This is a genomic window from Pseudomonas sp. SWRI18 (assembly GCF_014268345.1).
Classification (GTDB): Bacteria; Pseudomonadota; Gammaproteobacteria; order Pseudomonadales; family Pseudomonadaceae; genus Aquipseudomonas; species Aquipseudomonas cedrina.
Genome location: NZ_JACCQQ010000009.1, coordinates 161,524 through 177,816 on the forward strand (window position 1 = coordinate 161,524; position 16,293 = coordinate 177,816).

The 16,293-nt window shown below is 62.6% G+C and carries 13 protein-coding genes; 8 read left to right on the forward strand and 5 right to left on the reverse strand.

Annotation, left to right across the window (positions count from 1 at the left end; all coding sequences use genetic code 11):
* Nucleotides 1–13 precede the first annotated feature (13 nt).
* The 5 genes from H0Z09_RS12785 to H0Z09_RS12805 form a co-directional block, all read right to left on the reverse strand.
* Nucleotides 14–1,255 carry an acetyl-CoA C-acyltransferase gene (locus H0Z09_RS12785; protein WP_186690940.1) on the reverse strand — a complete coding sequence of 414 codons (1,242 nt, stop codon included), beginning with the start codon at nucleotides 1,253–1,255 and terminating at the stop codon, nucleotides 14–16.
* Nucleotides 1,252–3,135 carry an AMP-binding protein gene (locus H0Z09_RS12790; protein WP_186690941.1) on the reverse strand — a complete coding sequence of 628 codons (1,884 nt, stop codon included), beginning with the start codon at nucleotides 3,133–3,135 and terminating at the stop codon, nucleotides 1,252–1,254. Before H0Z09_RS12790 ends, H0Z09_RS12785 begins: the two co-directional genes overlap by 4 nt.
* A 62-nt stretch (nucleotides 3,136–3,197) precedes the next feature.
* A complete protein-coding gene (locus H0Z09_RS12795) occupies nucleotides 3,198–4,646 on the reverse strand; it encodes an aldehyde dehydrogenase (protein WP_186690942.1) in 1,449 nt (482 codons plus the stop codon).
* A 77-nt stretch (nucleotides 4,647–4,723) separates the two neighbouring features.
* Nucleotides 4,724–5,554: a p-hydroxycinnamoyl CoA hydratase/lyase gene (locus tag H0Z09_RS12800; protein WP_017528275.1), complete on the reverse strand. Its 831-nt coding sequence runs from the start codon at nucleotides 5,552–5,554 to the stop codon at nucleotides 4,724–4,726.
* Nucleotides 5,555–5,641: 87 nt separating this feature from the next.
* On the reverse strand, nucleotides 5,642–6,574 hold the full coding sequence (locus H0Z09_RS12805) for a LysR family transcriptional regulator (RefSeq protein ID WP_186690943.1): 933 nt from the start codon (nucleotides 6,572–6,574) through the stop codon (nucleotides 5,642–5,644).
* 124 nt (nucleotides 6,575–6,698) lie between these two features.
* Between H0Z09_RS12805 and ilvD the strand changes: the two genes are divergently transcribed.
* From ilvD to H0Z09_RS12845, 8 genes are all read left to right on the forward strand, one after another.
* Complete coding sequence (ilvD, locus tag H0Z09_RS12810; protein WP_186690944.1) at nucleotides 6,699–8,411, forward strand: dihydroxy-acid dehydratase; 1,713 nt, start codon at nucleotides 6,699–6,701, stop codon at nucleotides 8,409–8,411.
* A complete protein-coding gene (locus H0Z09_RS12815) occupies nucleotides 8,408–9,691 on the forward strand; it encodes an aconitase X catalytic domain-containing protein (protein ID WP_186690945.1) in 1,284 nt (427 codons plus the stop codon). The genes ilvD and H0Z09_RS12815 overlap by 4 nt, the downstream gene beginning before the upstream one ends.
* A complete protein-coding gene (locus H0Z09_RS12820) occupies nucleotides 9,688–10,128 on the forward strand; it encodes a DUF126 domain-containing protein (RefSeq protein WP_186690946.1) in 441 nt (146 codons plus the stop codon). The genes H0Z09_RS12815 and H0Z09_RS12820 overlap by 4 nt, the downstream gene beginning before the upstream one ends.
* Nucleotides 10,129–10,219: 91 nt before the next feature.
* Nucleotides 10,220–11,497 (forward strand): FAD-dependent oxidoreductase, encoded by a 1,278-nt coding sequence (locus H0Z09_RS12825; RefSeq protein WP_186690947.1) that lies wholly within the window; start codon nucleotides 10,220–10,222, stop codon nucleotides 11,495–11,497.
* Between the two features lie 80 nt (nucleotides 11,498–11,577).
* Nucleotides 11,578–12,942, forward strand: a complete 1,365-nt coding sequence (locus H0Z09_RS12830; RefSeq protein ID WP_186690948.1) for an MFS transporter — start codon at nucleotides 11,578–11,580, stop codon at nucleotides 12,940–12,942.
* 125 nt (nucleotides 12,943–13,067) lie between these two features.
* A complete protein-coding gene (locus H0Z09_RS12835; RefSeq protein ID WP_238340235.1) occupies nucleotides 13,068–14,285 on the forward strand; it encodes an OprD family porin in 1,218 nt (405 codons plus the stop codon).
* Between the two features lie 52 nt (nucleotides 14,286–14,337).
* Nucleotides 14,338–15,732: an MFS transporter gene (locus H0Z09_RS12840; protein WP_186690950.1), complete on the forward strand. Its 1,395-nt coding sequence runs from the start codon at nucleotides 14,338–14,340 to the stop codon at nucleotides 15,730–15,732.
* 68 nt (nucleotides 15,733–15,800) lie between these two features.
* Nucleotides 15,801–16,292 carry a MarR family transcriptional regulator gene (locus tag H0Z09_RS12845; RefSeq protein WP_186690951.1) on the forward strand — a complete coding sequence of 164 codons (492 nt, stop codon included), beginning with the start codon at nucleotides 15,801–15,803 and terminating at the stop codon, nucleotides 16,290–16,292.
* Nucleotide 16,293 lies beyond the last annotated feature (1 nt).

The following is a 16,293-nucleotide window of genomic DNA, read 5'->3' on the forward strand; positions in this document are numbered from 1 at the left end:
AGAAATCGTGCGCTCAGGCGCGATAGTCCGGGTTCTCGATCAGCAGCGCCATGCCCTGCCCGCCGCCCACACAGGCGGCGGCGATGCCGTAACGCAGGTTGTGCCGACGCAGTTGCCGGGCCAGGCTCATGACCAGGCGCAGGCCGGTGGCGGCCAACGGATGCCCCAGGGCAAGGGCGCCGCCCTCGACGTTGAGACGGGTGCTGTCCAGCTCCAGCTCCTGGGCCACCGCCAGCACTTGGGCGGCCTGGGCTTCGTTGATCTCGAAGCGGCCGATGTCGCTCAGGTTCAGCCCGCTGCGCTGCAACAGCAAGCGGATCGCCGGCGCCGGGCCGATGCCCATGTACTCCGGGGCCACCCCCACCACCGCGCTGGCCACCAGCCTCGCCAGCGCCGGGCGCGAGCAGTCGGCGACGCGCCCGACCAGTGCGGCTGCCGCACCGTCGACCACGGCACAACTATTGCCGGCGGTTTGCACGCCGTCGGCATGAATGGCACGCAAGCGCGCCAGGGCTTGCAGGTCGGTGGGCCGTGGATGGCTGTCCGCGCTGACGGCTGCGGCCCGGTGCGCCAGGGTAATCCCCCTTGGTTGATACCCTTCGAGCGCGAAGACTTGGCTATCCACCGCCACGATCTCCTCCACCCAGGCGCCCTCGCGTTGCGCCTGCAGGGCACGCTGATGGCTGTCGCAGGCATACCGGTCCACCGCCTCGCGGCTCAACCCATAACGGCGCGCCAGGTTATCGGCGGTGGCGATCATGTCCACGCCGGGAGCCGGGTCGTACAGCGCCTCCCAGAGAAAATCCTTGAATTGCACCTCGCCCCCTAGACGGAACCCGCCCCGGTGGGTGTAGGCGGCAATCGGGTTGCGTGACATCGACTCGGCGGCCACGCACAACGCCAGTTGCACCTCGTCGCGCAGTTGTTCCGCGGCCTGGCGCAACAGTTCGAAACCGGTGGCGCAGATGCGCTGCACCCCCAGCGCCGGGACCGATTGCGCCACCCCGCTGTACAAGCCGATATGCCGTGGCAGCAAGTAGGCATCGAAACTGGCCTGGGCCATGGAGCCGGCCAGTACGCTGTCCACCGCCTGCGCTTCGACACCGGCCCGGGCCAGTACTTCACGGCCGACCTTGATCCCCAGGTCGATGGGCGACACCTGGGACAGCGCCCCGCCGAGATCGACCCAGGGCGTGCGCACCGCGTCGAAAATTGCCGCATCGGCAAACGCCGTGTACTGCCCGGCGCCTTTCACAGCTTGGGCCCGGCGCGCAGGATGGTCGGGTCTTCACCGCGATACAGCGCCTCGACCTTGGCCGCGCGCCATTGCAACACAGCACGCTGGTTGATCGAGCCTTTGTCGGTGATTTCGCCACGGTCGATGGACGCCGGTTCGTCGAGCACGGCGATCCACTCCAGGCGACTGGCATTGCCGGTCGCCTCGCGATTGAGCCGCTGCAACCAGTCGCCGAACCACTGGCGCACCGGCGTGCTGGCGAGTACCTCGGCGTCGCTGGCCTCGGTACCCAAGCCCGCCAACCGCCGGCATTCGTAGGGTCTGGGGAAGACCAGCGCGCCCAGGCATTCACGGTCCGGCGCGGCAATCACCAAATCCTGCACGTAGGGCGAGCCTTCGAGCACCGCCCGATTGCGCAACGGGCCGACGCTGACAAACACCCCGGAAGACAGCTTGAAGTCCTCGGCAATGCGCCCGTCGAACATCAGCCCCAGTTGCGGCTGCTGAGGATCGGCGAGCTTGATCGCATCACCGGAACAGTAGAAACCCTGCTCATCGAACACTTCGGCGGTTTGCTCGGGCGCCCGCCAGTAGCCCGGCATGATGTGCGGCCCGCGAAAACGCCCTTCGAACTTGCCGTCCAGCGGCACCAGGCGCACCTCGCAGCCCGGTGCGGGCAAGCCGATGTAGCCGGCCATCGACAACGGCCCGGTGGTGAAGGTGCAGGACGGCGCGGCTTCGGTCATGCCCAGCCCGGCCATCATGCGGATGCGCTCGCCGCAGTGCAGCTCGGCCACGCGGTCGAGGCGATCCCAGACACTTTGCGAGAGGCCGGCGGCGGCGAAAAAGAACAGCTTCATCCGCGCGAAAAAACGCTCGCGCAGCTCGGCGTCCTGTTCCAGGGCGTTGACCAATTCTTCCCAGCCCTTGGGCACGGTCAGGTAGGCGGTGGGCGAAATCTCCTTGAGATTGCGCAGGGTTTCGGCGATGCCCTGGACGGTGGGCTTGCCATCGTCGAGGTAAAAGGTGCCGCCGTTGTAGAGCACGATGCCGACGTTGTGGCTGCCGCCGAAGGTGTGGTTCCACGGTAGCCAGTCCACGAGCACCGGCGGTTCTTCGCCGAACACCGGAAACGTCTGCAACAGCATCTGCTGGTTGGCGCAGAGCATGCGCTGGGTGGTGATCACCGCCTTGGGCAACTTGGTCGAGCCCGAGGTGAAGAGAAACTTGGCGATGCTGTCGGGGCCGGTGGCGTTGAACGCCGCTTCGGCCTCGGCGCCAGCCGGTGTTTGCAGCAGGCTCGCAAAGCTGACCTGGGTGCGCCCGGCCACTTGGCCGCGCACGCTGATCAGTGGCGTGTCGGCCGGCAACACGGCGTCGATGGCGCGCTGGTACACCGCCGCATCGCTGACGAACACCAGCCCCGGTTGCAGCAGGTCGCACACATGCCGCAGCTTGGCGAAATCCTGGGACAACAACGAGTACGCCGGCGACACCGGGCAATAAGGAATGCCGGCGTACATCGCGCCGAGGGCTACCTGCAAATGCTCGATATCGTTGCCCGACAACAGCGCCAGCGGCTTGTGCGCCGACAGCCCGTAACCGAGCAAGCCCTGGGCAATCGCGCGCACGCTGTCGAGCATCGCCCGGTAGCTGATATGGCGCCACTCGCCGTCAGCCTGGCGTGCAGCGATAAACGTCTGCTCGGGCCGTACCCGGGCCCAATGCACCAGGCGGTCCAGCAGGCGCGCCGGCAATTCGTCCAAGGGCTCCAGGGAACGCATATGCAGCACGCCCTGTTCTTCAGTGACTTCGACCGGCGCGTGGCCGATAGACACCGCGCGGTATCGCGGCGGGGGCTGCTCTGGCCGGGCTTGCGGTCTGAATTCGGAACTCACAGGGATGTCCTCCACAAAGGCGGATCAATGCCGCCTTGTTATTGTTATGTCGCAGCGCCTGCTCAGATCGGGTAGTGCCGTGGCCCGTTCTGCAAGGTCACCCAGCGCAATTGCGTGAAATGCTCGATCGCAGCCTTGCCGCCAAAACTGCCGTAGCCGCTGGACTTGACCCCACCAAACGGCATCTGCGCCTCGTCATGCACGGTCGGGCCGTTGATATGGCAAATGCCCGATTCCACCCGTTGCGCCAGCGCCAGGGCACGTCCGGTGTCGCGGCTGAAGATCGCCGCCGACAGGCCGAATTCCGAATCATTGGCCAAGCGCAGCAGCGCCTCATCACCCTCACCGCGCAGCAACACTGCCACCGGGCCGAAGGACTCTTCGCGGTACAGGCGCATGTGTTCGGTGACGCCATCGATCAGGGTCGGTTGCAGAATGCTGCCGTCCAGTTGCCCACCCGTCACCAGCCGTGCGCCTTTACTCAGCGCGTCGTCGATCAGAGTCTTGATGCGCGTTCCGGCGCTGGCATCCACCAGGGAACCCAGCACCGAATCCGGCGCTGCGGGATCGCCCGCGTGCAGGGTCGCGACCTTCGCCGCCAGCTTGGCGACAAACGCATCGGCGACCTTGGCGTCGACAATCAGGCGTTCGGTAGACATGCAGATCTGCCCCTGGTTGAAGTAGGCACCAAAGGCTGCCGCCGCTACGGCCGCATCCAGGTCGGCGTCGTCGAGTACCAGCAACGGCGCCTTGCCGCCCAGCTCCAGCAAGGCCGGCTTGAGGTGACGCGCCGAGAGCTCACCGACAATGCGCCCCACATGGGTCGAACCGGTGAAATTGACCCGGCGCACCGCCGGGTTGGCGATCAGCCGTTCGACGATGGCGGCGGCATCCGCCGGGGCGTTGCTGATCACATTGACCACGCCATCGCCCAGGCCGGCGTCCTGCAACACCTGGCCGATCAGACGGTGCACCGCCGGGCTCAACTCCGAAGCCTTGAGCACTACCGTGTTGCCACACGCGAGCGGCATGGCGATGGCACGGGTGGCGAGGATGACCGGGGCATTCCACGGCGCGATGCCCAGCACCACGCCGCACGGCTGACGCAAGGCCATGGCGAAACTGCCGGGCACGTCGGAGGGGATCACGTCGCCGGTGATCTGGGTGGTCATCGACGCCGCTTCGCGCAGGATATTGGCCGCCAGGCGCACGTTAAAGCCATACCAGTTGGCCATGGCGCCGGTCTCGCCGGCGGCGGCGATAAACTCGGCGCTGCGCGCCTGCAATTGCTCGGCCGCCACGAGCAAGCGGCTGCGGCGCTCGTTGGGCGCCACCGCGGCCCAGGCGGGGAACGCCGCCTGGGCCGCGGCCACGGCGGCATCGGCATCTTCCAACGTGGCGGCGGCCACCCGCGAGACCACTTCACCGGTCACCGGGTTGCGACGCTCAAAGGTTCGACCGTCGCGGGCGGGGCACGACTGGCCGCCAATCAACAGGGGCACGTCCAGCATGGTGATTCCTCTTTATTGTCTTTATCGGGAATACGTTCAGCTTCGTTTACAGCAGCGCGGCCGAGAGACCGCGTATTTCAGCGTTTATACGCCTGCAGGCCGGGCTTGATGCTCTTGTCGTCGAGGAACTGCTTCATACCCTGCTCGCGACCGCCTTCGGTGTCGAGCAGGCGCGACTGGTCGAGCTTGGCGTAGAGGTAATCCTCGTTCTGCTCCCAGGTCAGTTCGCGGCAACGCTTGAAGCCATGCTTGGCCGCACGCAGCACCACCGGGTTTTTCTCCAGCAGGTTACGCGCCAGTTCGATGGTCACTTCGCGCAGTTGGGCCAAGGGCACGCTCTCGTTGACCAGCCCCATTTCGGCGGCTTTGCGCCCGTCAAAGGTCTTGCCGGTCATGATGTAGTACAGCGACTGACGATGGCCCACGGTGTCGGCCATGGCCTTGCTCACCAGGTTGCCCGGCGGGATGCCCCAGTTGATTTCGGAAAGACCGAAGGTCGCTTCATCGGCACAGATCGCCAGGTCGCACGCCACCAGCGGGCTGAAGCCGCCACCGAAGCACCAGCCATTGACCATGGCGATGGTCGGCTTGGCGTACATGCGCAGCAGTTTCCATTGCCATTGCGAGGCTTCGCGGCGGATTTTTTCCTGGAGGATTTCCGGGCCGGCGTCCACTTCGCGAAAGTATTCCTTGAGGTCCATGCCGGCGGTCCAGGCTTCACCGGCGCCGGTCAGCACCAGCACGCCGGCGGCCGGGTCCTGCTCGAGGGTTTCCAGCACATCAATCATTTCCCGGTTGAGGGTCGGGCTCATGGCGTTGCGTTTTTCCGGACGATTGAGAATGACCCAGGCGATGCCTTCCTCGATCTCGACTTTGACGGTGGTCCAACGGCCTTCGTAATTGCTCATGGCGATTGCTCTCTTGTTGTCTGTTCGAAGATGAGCAAAACCTAACCGGCAAAAATGGTTATGTCAATTAACCATTAATCAATCTAATTAAATTACTGCCGACTCGGCAGGCGAAAAGTCACCGAGCAATTCAACGAAGGATTGGCGCAACCATCGGTTAGCCGGGTCGTGATGGAATCGTGTATGCCAGTAAAGGTGAATGTCGTAGCCGCAGATTTCCCAAGGCAACGGGACCAGGCGAACATCGGCGATTTCGGCGAACCGCCGCCCTACGGCCAAGGGGACGGTAGCGATCATGTCGGACTCGGCCACCAGAAACGGCACGCCCATGAACCGTGGCAAACTGAAACGCACGTGACGGACGATGCCGTGGGCCGCCAATTCACGATCCAACACGCTCATGCCGCGCCCTTCGGCCTGTACTGCGACATGCACGGCAGCCTGGTACTGTTCGGCGCTGATGCGCTCGCCGATGCTGGAGTGATTACTACGCACGATGCAAACGAACGAATGGCTGTACAAGGCTTGGTGCCGGATCGATGTATTGAGCAAGCGTGGAAAATAGCCGATGGCCGCGTCTACTTCGCCGGCATCCAAGCCTTCTTCCAGTTGCTCCGAGGACAACGCCTGGGTACGAATTCTCAGCCGTGGCGCTTGCCTGTCGAGCATGCGCATGAGCCTGGGCAGAAACACCATTTCGCCGATATCCGACATGCACAGCACCAGTTGGCGCTCGGAATGCTCGGGGGCAAAGCCAGTGGATGGCAGCACTTCACTGCTGATCATCTCCAGGATCCGCTGCACCGGCTCGGCGATCTGCAAGGCTCTCGCGGTGGGTTGCATGCCACGGGAGGTGCGGATGAACAAGGGGTCATCAAATAGTGCGCGCAATTTGGCCAGGGCGAAGCTCATGGCCGGCTGGCTGAGCCCCATGAGATCACCGGCCAGGGTCACGCTTTGCTTTTTGCGCAACGCATCAAACACTTTAAGCAAGTTGAGATCGACACTCTTGATATCCATATTTTGGATTTTATCTATAAGTTAAATAAGGTTTTCGGATTCTAGTCCTGGCTCTAGACTCGGCACAAGATCGTTAATGCGATTAACCGGATTGCCCCTCCAATAACAATAAACGGAGCACATCATGCCCAAGAAGCTGCGCAGCAATTTCCCTTATGGGTCTTATCTATGGGCCGTGCGCGCGGCCCAGTGGCAGGCCCTGGGGATCGATGAGAGCGAGCTGGAGAAACCTAAGATCGCTATCGTGAACTCGTCATCCAACCTGGCGATCTGCTTCAGCCACCTGGACGGCATCGCCGCTGCCCTCAAGCAATCGATACGCGACGCCGGCGCCCTGCCCTTCGAAATTCGTACTGCCGCGCCCAGCGACTTCATCACCGGCGCCGGCGCCGGGGGGGCCTATATGCTAGCCGCACGCGACCTCATCACCAACGATATCGAGGTCGCGGTTGAAGGTGCTCAACTCGACGGCATGATCTGCCTGGCCTCCTGCGACAAAACCGTACCCGGCCAACTGATGGCCGCCGCCCGTCTGAATATCCCGACACTGGTCGTAGTCTGCGGATACCAGCCGAGCGGCGAATACAACGGCAAGCACGTCGATATCGAAGACGTGTTTATCAGTTCCATGCACGTCGTCACGGGCAAGCTGCCGGTCGAAGAGTTAGTCGGCATGGCGCGCAACGCCATCAAGGGCCCCGGGGTCTGCTCGGGAATGGGCACCGCCAACTCGATGCATCTGGTGTGTGAAGCCCTGGGTATGGCGTTGCCCGGCAGTTCGCCTATCGCGGCCAACAGCCCCCGGATGTTCGACTTCGTGCACCAGGCCGGCCGACGCATTGTGGAAATGGTCGAAGAAGACCTCAAACCCCGCGATATCCTCACCCCCCAGGCCTTCACCAACGCCGTGGCGACCATTCTTGCGGCGGGCGGTTCGGTCAATACCATCAAGCATATGCAAGCAGTCGCCGCCGAGGGCGGGGTTGACGTCGATGTCTACCAGCTTTTCAGGGACCTGGGCAAACAAGTGCCCGTGCTCGTCGGTGTTCGGCCGGTGGGTGAACACAGCATTGAGCAAATGGAAGCCGCAGGCGGTGGCCGTGGATTGCTCAAGCGTCTGGAGCCCATGCTGCACGGCGATGTACTGACAGTTACCGGCAAAACCCTGCGGCACAACCTGCACGGTGTGACAGTCAGCGATGACGCGGTGATCCGCCCGCTGGACAACCCCTTCGCCACCCAGCCGGCGATCGTAATGCTGAGCGGCAACATTGCGCCCCAGGCGGGCATCGTCAAATATGGCATCGACCCGACCAAGATGCGCCGCTTCAAAGGCCCCGCGATCTGTTTCGAGCGCTCCGCCGAGGCTATCGAAGCCTTGCAGGACGGGCGCATACAGCCCGGCCATGTGGTGGTCATGCGCGGTGCCGGTGTGCGCGGCGGCCCGGCCATGGGTGGCGGCGCCTCGAAAGTGGTATTCGCCATTGACGGCGCCGGGCTCGGCGACCATGTGGCCATGCTGACTGACGGCCACCTTTCAGGCCTGGTGTGCAAAGGCCTGGTCGTGGCAGAAGTCGCCCCTGAAGCGGCCGTCGGCGGTCCACTGGCGCTCGTCGAGGACTGCGACATCATCACCATCGACCTGGATCTCAACACCCTCGATGCTGATATCAGTGAAGCCGACATGCAGGCGCGGCGCGCCCGCTGGCAGCCCCCGGCGCCCCAGTTCGGCGGTGGCTGGCTGGATATCTATCGCAACAACGTGTCCGCCATGGAACACGGTGCAGTACTGATCAAACCGCTCGACATCACCCACGCAGGAGGACAGTCGCAATGAGGTTGCGCGACGACGAGAAAGCCATGCTCGCTGGCGATCAAGGCCCGGCGGTGCAAAAAGCCATGGATTTGCTGGTGCGTTACGGCGAAGCCCTGGATGCACAGGGCCTGGTGGATACGCAAAATGTAGCCGGCACCATCGGCGCCACCACACCCTTCCTGCGCCAGTACGCCGAGCGCGAGGGCGGCATGGACGCGGTGTTCAGCGAGTTCAACCTCGACAGCGCCGAGGTGGTCGCAATCCCCAGGGTCAAGGTGTTCAGCAGTCACCTGCAACAGGGCATCGACCCGCGTCACGCCGAGCGCCAAGGCATTCCCGAAGACGTGGTGCGCATCTATGAAACCGGCCAGGCCTACAGCAACGGCCTGGGCGTGCAGCCTTTGAATACCTGCACGCCCTATCAGGTCGGCAACGTGCCGGTAAAGGGCGAACACTGCGCATGGATGGAGTCTTCAGCGGTGATTTACATCAACTCGGTACTCGGCGCCCGTACCAATGCCGAGGGCCGCGAAAGCACGGGCGCGGCGATGCTGACCGGCAAGATCCCGTATTGGGGCCTGCATCTGGACGAGAACCGTCGCGGCAGTCACCTGATCCAGCTGGACATCGAGGTGAGCACCACGGCCGATTGGGGGCTGCTCGGCTATTGGGTCGGCGAACAGGTGCAGGACCGCATCCCGGTCATCGAGGGCTTGAGCCATCAGCCCAACCTGGCGCGCCTCAAGCATTTCGGCGCGGCGGCGGCGTCCAGCGGCGGCGTGGAGATGTATCACCTGGTGGGGGTCACGCCCGAGGCGCGTACCCGCGAGCAAGCGTTCGGCGCCTCCCGGCCTTCAGCCACTTTGCGCTTCGGTGAAGCCGAACGGCGCTGGGCCTACGAGCAAGTCAACATTACGGCGCACGATGCGCAGGTTGATTTCGTCATGCTCGGTTGCCCGCACTACAGCCTCGATCAAATCCGCGAAGTCTGCCAGTTGTTGGAAGGTCAGCGCCTGAGTGCGAATACCGAGCTATGGCTGTTTACCGCGGCGTCAATCAAGTACCTGGCCGACGTCGCCGGCTACACGCGGATTATCGAGCAGGCAGGCGGCCATGTGATGACCGATACCTGCTCGGCGATCGGCAAGGTGATTCCCGAGGGCACCCGAGTGGCGGCTGTGGACTCGACCAAACAGGCGCATTACCTGCCGGCGATCATGGGTATTCAAACATGGTTCGGCACCACCGCCGACTGTGTCCAGGCGGCCATCGAAGGCCGTTGGAAAGGAGTATTGAAATGAGCGCAACCTTTACCCTCAAAGGCCGCAAGGTCGTCGGCGGCTGTTTCGAAGGCGAAGCCCTGGTGACCCATGACCGTATCTCCGGCTGGGGCGGCATCGACCCGCGCAGCGGCACCGTGATCGAAACCCGTCATGAACTCAAGGGCATCAGTTTCGCAGGCAAAGTGCTGGTGTTTCCCGGCGCCAAAGGGTCTTCCGGCTGGTCCTCGCAATTTCATATCGCCCGTCTCGCCGGCGTCGCGCCGGGCGCCATGCTGTTCAATGAAATGACGGCAAAAATGGGCCTGGGCGCGGTGGTCGTGCATGCACCGGCCATGACCGATTTCACCGCGGATCCGCTGAGCCGCATCCGTACCGGCGATTGGGTACGCGTCGATGCCGATGCCGGAATCGTCGAAGTGACGCCGCGTCAATCGTGCATGCCGGCCCCGTCTTAACCCGGCAAGCTTGCGAAGCAACCCACCCGTGGCCGCTGGTCAACGGGGTCGGGCTCGGTCGCCCTTTTTTTTACACCTCGAAGGTAGTTTTATGGCTCATGTTATTCGCACGGTACGCCGTACCAGCGCCCCTGCCGCCCAACGCCTGCAAGCTGACGTTTGCATTGCCGGCGCGGGTATTTCCGGTATTTCAGCCGCCCTGGAGGCTGCCGCACTCGGCAAACGCGTCGTGCTGTTCGATGCCCTGCCGATGCTCGGCGGCCAGGCAGTCGGCTCGATCATCGGAACTTTTTGCGGTTTGTTCTCCAATGGCCCAAACCGCACGTTGCTGACCCATGGCATCGCTGACGGCATCCTTCGCGACCTCGGCGCCTCGGGTGACCTGCACCATGCCGTTGGCCCCTTGACCACCGTGATTTACTACGACGAAGTCGCCCTGGGCCGCTGGATGGGCCAACAGGTGCTCGATGCCGGCATCACCGTGGTGCTCGGTGCGGTGTTGCGCGACGTGGTGCGCGAAGGCCCGCGCGTCCAGGAAGTGGAATTGGCCACCCGCTACGGTGACGTGCGGGTAACCGCCAACGGGTTTATCGACGCCAGTGGCGACGCGGCGCTGGTCTGGAACGCCGGGTTTGCCTGCCGCGAGCCGGATACGCCCATCTACGGCACGCAAATGTTCGTGCTCGAACATATCGATGAAGCGCACCTGCCCACGCGCGCGCAATTCACCGAACGGGTCAAGCAAAAGGCCAGGAGCTACGGCATCGAGCGCGACGACGGCCTGTTTTTCCAATTTCCCGGGCGCGGTACCGCAGCCTTCAATATGACCCACATCGAAACGCCCCTGGATCCGGTCGCCGCCTCGCATGTCGCCATCGCCGGGCGCCAGCAGGTGGACCAGGTGATCAACTTCCTCCAGGCGGAATACCCTGAGGCCTACGCCAAGGCCAGGGTGCGGGCGTTTGCGCTGCCGGGCATCCGCCAGACCCGCTGGATCGTCGGACAGCATCATCTGACCACCGAGGAAGTGCGGGCCGCCACCCTGTTCCCGGACGCGGTGGCACGCACCTCATGGCCGGTGGAATTGCACGGCAATACCAGCGGTTATCAATGGGAACCCTTCGGCGACGATCACGTCCACAGCGTGCCGCTGCGCAGTATGCTGCCCGAGGGCAGTGACAACCTGGTGGTCGCCGGCCGTTGCATCGACGCCGACGCAGCCGCGCTGTCGAGTGTCCGCGTAATGGGGCCATGCATCGCGATGGGTGCCGCCGCCGCTCATGCGCTGGACCTCGCAGGTGCTGGTGGCAGGTTGAGCGACATAACCGCCCAGGCGTTGCGCGAGCGACTGGCGTTCAATCTGGAATAGGTTTTCAAGCAGTTCGACGCGCCCGCCGTGCAGACGGCGGCGCCACTCCAACAACAATAAAAATGCAGTGGAGAACGCACATGTCCCAGTCCCGCACCCTGGACGTCGCGGCGCTTATAGAAGGCCGCAAACTGACACGCTTCAACTACGTGGTGATTTTGGTCTCGGTCTTGATCACCTTTCTCGACGGCTTCGATTTGCTGGTGCTCTCGCACACCGCCTCCTACATTGCCGATGAGGTCGGCCTGGACAAAATCCAACTCGGCGAAATCTTCTCGATCGGCCTGCTGGGGATGATGCTCGGCGGGTTTTTCTTCGGCTACCTGGGTGATCGAATAGGGCGACGTCCGACGATATTGTTCTCCACCTGCGCGTTCGGGCTGCTGACACTACTGTTTGTCATCGCCGACAGCTACGAATCGCTGATGGTCCTGCGTTTTTTCAACGGCTTTGCCCTGGGTGCCATGTTGCCGCTGTGCTGGGCCTTGAACATTGAGTTCGTACCCAAGCGTTATCGTTCCACGGTGGTGACGGTCATCATGGTTGGGTTCAGTCTTGGCAGCGCGATGGCCGGCCCGCTGACGGTCTGGCTGGCCCCGCATATCGGTTGGCAGGGGGTGTTCGCGTTCGGCGGCGTATTGACACTGTTCGCCTGGATACTGTTGTTGTTCACCCTGCCCGAATCGGTGCGTTTCCTGGCCAGCAAACGTAAAGCCCCAGGGAAGATCGCGGCCATTCTCAAGCGCATGGACCCGAACCTGGATGTGCGACCCGACGACCGATTCGTGCTGCTCGACGAGCCGGATATCGGCAACAAGGCATTCAGGGTCGGCCAACTGTTCATCGGTCGTTTGAAATGGATCACGCCGATGATCTGGCTGGGCTACTCCGCCAGTTCCATGGCCATGTACTTCCTCGCATCCTGGAGCCCGCTGGTCTATCAATACGCGGGGTTCGACCGTGCGACCGCGTCATGGGTCAGCTCGATCGCCTCGTTCAGCGGTGCGATGGCGGGGCTGGCGATGATGCGCTTCGTCGATACGCGCGGGCCCTACATGGTGATGATCTATCCACTGCTGGCGTTGCCCTTCCTGCTGATGCTGGGCATTACCGGAATGCAGGGCACCGCGTTCCTGATGCTGAGCCTGGTCGGCGGCGTGTTCGTCAAGGGCTCTCACTACGGGATTCTCAGCATTGCCGGGATCTTCTACCCCAGTGCGATCCGCGCCAATGGCGCAGGCTGGGCCACCTCCATCGCCAAAATCGGCTCGATTCTCGGCCCGTTGCTAGGTGCCTATGTGCTTAACAGCGGGTTGCCGGTGGTCAAGAGTTTCCTGGTCCTGGCGGTCTGCCCCGCCGTGCTGGCAGCCTGCGCCTTTGTCATCGGGCACCTGACTCGCGGCCGCCGCACATCGGGCCCAGTACCCGCCACGTCACAAATCTGAGCGCTCTGCGCTGACTCATAACGCCTGAACCAGGCAGCCCGTACCGCGTCGTCATCGGCGCGGTCAGGCAACCTGCGGCCCGAATAAACTGACTTATCCTGAGACCAATAAAAATGAACAGGAATATGCCCCTCATCGCCGCAGTGATTCTCTGTGGCCAAGTCACCTGCGCCCATGCGGACTTCTTTCAAGACAGCAGCGCGACGCTGACGACCCGCAACTTTTATCTGAATCGCGACTTCCGCCAGAGCGGCGCGCCGCAGGCCAAGGCCGAGGAATGGACCCAGGGCTTTATCGCCGAATTCCAGTCCGGATTCACCGACGGCGCCCTTGGCTTCGGACTCGATGCCTTGGGGGAACTGGGGATCAAGCTTGACTCCGGCCCTGGTCGTCGCGGCACCGGGCTGTTGCCCTATGGTCCCGACAGCAACCAACCGGTAGACGACTACAGCGAACTGGGGCTGACCGCAAAAATGCGCCTGTCCAAAACCCAGCTCAAGGCCGGCACCCTGATGCCTATTCATCCACTGGCCTATTACAGCGATACTCGCCTGCTGCCCTCGACCTTCACCGGTGCATACCTGACCTCCGGCGAGCTAGACAACTTGACCGTTACCGCCGCCAGACTGACCAAAGCCAACGGCCGCGACTCCGCCAGTAATGACGTCATAGGCTACGCCGGCCAAAGCAGCGATCACCTGGACCTGCTCGGTGGCGATTACACCCTTGGCAAACAGCTGACCCTACGCTACCACCAGGGTGAGCTGCGGGACATCTACCGTCAGCAGTTCGCCGGCCTGATACACGTATTGCCCCTCGGCCAGGGCATGAGCCTGCGCTCCGACCTGCGCTATTTCGACAGCCGTGACATTGGCACCGGCAAAGCCGGAAAAATCGATAACCGCAACTTCAACGGCATGTTCACCCTGACCGTCGGGGCCCAGCGCTTTGCCGCGGCGTTCCAGCGTCTGTCGGGGGAGAGCGCATTCCCGGTGATCGATACCGGCACACCCTATGTGACGAACCTGGTGACCTACAACCCATTCACCAAAGCCAACGAGAAATCCTGGCAGCTGCGTTACGAATATGACTTCGCCGCGCTCGGCCTGCCCGGCCTGACATTCATGACCCGCTATGTGAAAGGCAGCGATATACATACACGCACCGTCAGCGACGGCAGCGAATGGGAACGCGACACCGACCTGACTTACGTGTTCCAGAGCGGCGCCCTGGAAGGCCTCAACCTGCGTTGGCGCAACGTGACCTTCCGCTCCGGCAACGGCCTGACCCAGGACCTCGACGAGAACCGTCTGATCGTGGGTTACACCTGGAAACTCTGGTGAGCCCGGCCCTCTGGCGTCCGCTTGCCTGCTTCTTAATGTGTGGAGAACACCCATGACTTCGTCACGCGCAATTGATGTCGCGGCCCTGATCGAGGAGCGCAAACTGTCGGGATTCAACTACCTGATCATCGGTGTGTCAGTGCTGATCACCTTCCTCGATGGTTTTGACTTGTTGATGTTGTCCCATACCGCCGCCTACATGGCCGACGACATCGGCCTGGACAAGCTGCAACTGGGCAATATTTTTTCCATCGGGTTGTTCGGCATGATGCTGGGCGGGTTCTTTTTCGGCTACCTCGGCGACCGGATCGGCCGTCGCCCGACGATCATCCTGTCCACTAGCTCTTTTGGTGTGCTGACGCTGCTGTTTACCTTTGCCGACAGCTACACCTCGCTGCTGGTGCTGCGCTTTCTCAACGGCTTTGCCCTGGGCGCCATGCTGCCGCTGTGCTGGGCGTTGAATATCGAATTCGTGCCCAAGCGCTACCGTGCCAGTGTGATCACCCTCATCATGGTCGGCTTTAGTCTGGGGGGCGCGGCAGCCGGCCCGTTGACCGTCTGGATAGCACCTCGGTACGGCTGGGCGAGCGTGTTCGTGCTGGGCGGCGTCGCCACGCTGCTTTCCAGCCTGCTGTTGTTTTTCACCTTGCCCGAATCGGTGCGGTTTCTGGTAAGCAAAAACAAACAGCCGCAAACCGTGGCGCGGATCCTCAAGCGTCTGAATCCCAGCATCGATACCCGCGCCGGGGATCGCTATTTTCTTGCAGATGAAATTGACATCGGCCGCCGGCCATTTCGGGTCAGCCAGCTGTTTGTCGGCAAACTGAAATGGATCACGCCGATGATCTGGATCGGCTTTGGCGCCAGCTCCATGGCCATGTACTTTCTGGCGTCATGGAGTCCCCTGGTATACCAGTACGCCGGTTTTGATCGGGCGACTGCCTCATGGGTAAGCTCCTTTGCCTCGTTCAGCGGGGCCATGGCGGGGTTGGTTCTGATGCGCCTGGTCGACACCCGGGGGCCCTGTGCGGTGATGATCTATCCGCTGTTGTCGCTGCCCTTTCTTTTGATTCTGGGTATTGGCAATCTGCAGGGAGACGCCTTCATTGTGCTGAGCCTGGCCGGCGCGATCTTCGTCAAGGGCGGTCACTATGGAATCACCAGCATCGCCGGGATTTTCTATCCCAGTGTGATTCGAGGCAACGGTGCCGGCTGGGCTGCCTCAATGGGCAAGATCGGTTCGATATGTGGCCCGCTCCTGGGAGCCTATGTGCTCAACAGCGGCATGCCCGTCGTGAAGAGCTTCGCGGTATTGGCGCTGTGCCCTGCGATACTTGGAATATGTGCGTATATCATCGCACGTGTGGACAGACGCTCGGTCATCAATGCCGAGCTTTTGAGTGCTTCGCAACCCGGCAGTGAAACACTGCCTGAGAGGATGCGCTAGCCAGCGACCGACAATACCGGCAAGCTAGTTAGCTTTCTTAACTTGATTTGAACAAGGATCCATAGGTAATGGCCACGCGCTCTAATCCCGCCAATGTGAGTGAAGCACTCCCCGACGGCAGCGAGGTTCCGCCGCCGCTGGACTCGGCACTGGACGAACTGATCGGCTACGCCATGCGCCGCGCACAGCTCAAGCTGTTCCAGAACCTGATCGGCCGGCTGTCGGACCACGACCTGCGCCCCGCACAATTCTCGGCCCTGGCGATCATCGAGCAGAACCCCGGGCTGATGCAGGCCGACCTGGCCCGCGCCCTGGCCATCGAGCCGCCCCAGGTGGTGCCCTTGCTCAACAAGCTGGAAAGCCGCGCACTCGCTGTGCGCGTGCGGTGCAAACCGGACAAGCGCTCCTACGGGATTTTCTTGAGCAAACCCGGCGAAGCCCTGCTCAAGGAACTCAAGGCCATTGCCGCGCAAAGCGACCTGGACGCCACCGCAGCCCTGGACGTCGAGGAACGTGCAGAGCTGCTGCGCTTGCTCAAGAAGGTGTATCAGGACGGATGAT

Bases quoted from the DNA above. Each gene is read 5' to 3' on its own strand.
- H0Z09_RS12830 (WP_186690948.1), top strand. From the start codon at position 11,578: ATGTCCCAGTCCCGCACCCTGGACGTCGCGGCGCTTATAGAAGGCCGC.
- H0Z09_RS12815 (WP_186690945.1), top strand. From the start codon at position 8,408: ATGAGGTTGCGCGACGACGAGAAAGCCATGCTCGCTGGCGATCAAGGC.
- ilvD (WP_186690944.1), top strand. From the start codon at position 6,699: ATGCCCAAGAAGCTGCGCAGCAATTTCCCTTATGGGTCTTATCTATGG.
- H0Z09_RS12835 (WP_238340235.1), top strand. From the start codon at position 13,068: ATGCCCCTCATCGCCGCAGTGATTCTCTGTGGCCAAGTCACCTGCGCC.
- H0Z09_RS12800 (WP_017528275.1), bottom strand. From the start codon at position 5,554: ATGAGCAATTACGAAGGCCGTTGGACCACCGTCAAAGTCGAGATCGAG.
- H0Z09_RS12805 (WP_186690943.1), bottom strand. From the start codon at position 6,574: ATGGATATCAAGAGTGTCGATCTCAACTTGCTTAAAGTGTTTGATGCG.
- H0Z09_RS12820 (WP_186690946.1), top strand. From the start codon at position 9,688: ATGAGCGCAACCTTTACCCTCAAAGGCCGCAAGGTCGTCGGCGGCTGT.
- H0Z09_RS12845 (WP_186690951.1), top strand. From the start codon at position 15,801: ATGGCCACGCGCTCTAATCCCGCCAATGTGAGTGAAGCACTCCCCGAC.
- H0Z09_RS12840 (WP_186690950.1), top strand. From the start codon at position 14,338: ATGACTTCGTCACGCGCAATTGATGTCGCGGCCCTGATCGAGGAGCGC.
- H0Z09_RS12825 (WP_186690947.1), top strand. From the start codon at position 10,220: ATGGCTCATGTTATTCGCACGGTACGCCGTACCAGCGCCCCTGCCGCC.
- H0Z09_RS12795 (WP_186690942.1), bottom strand. From the start codon at position 4,646: ATGCTGGACGTGCCCCTGTTGATTGGCGGCCAGTCGTGCCCCGCCCGC.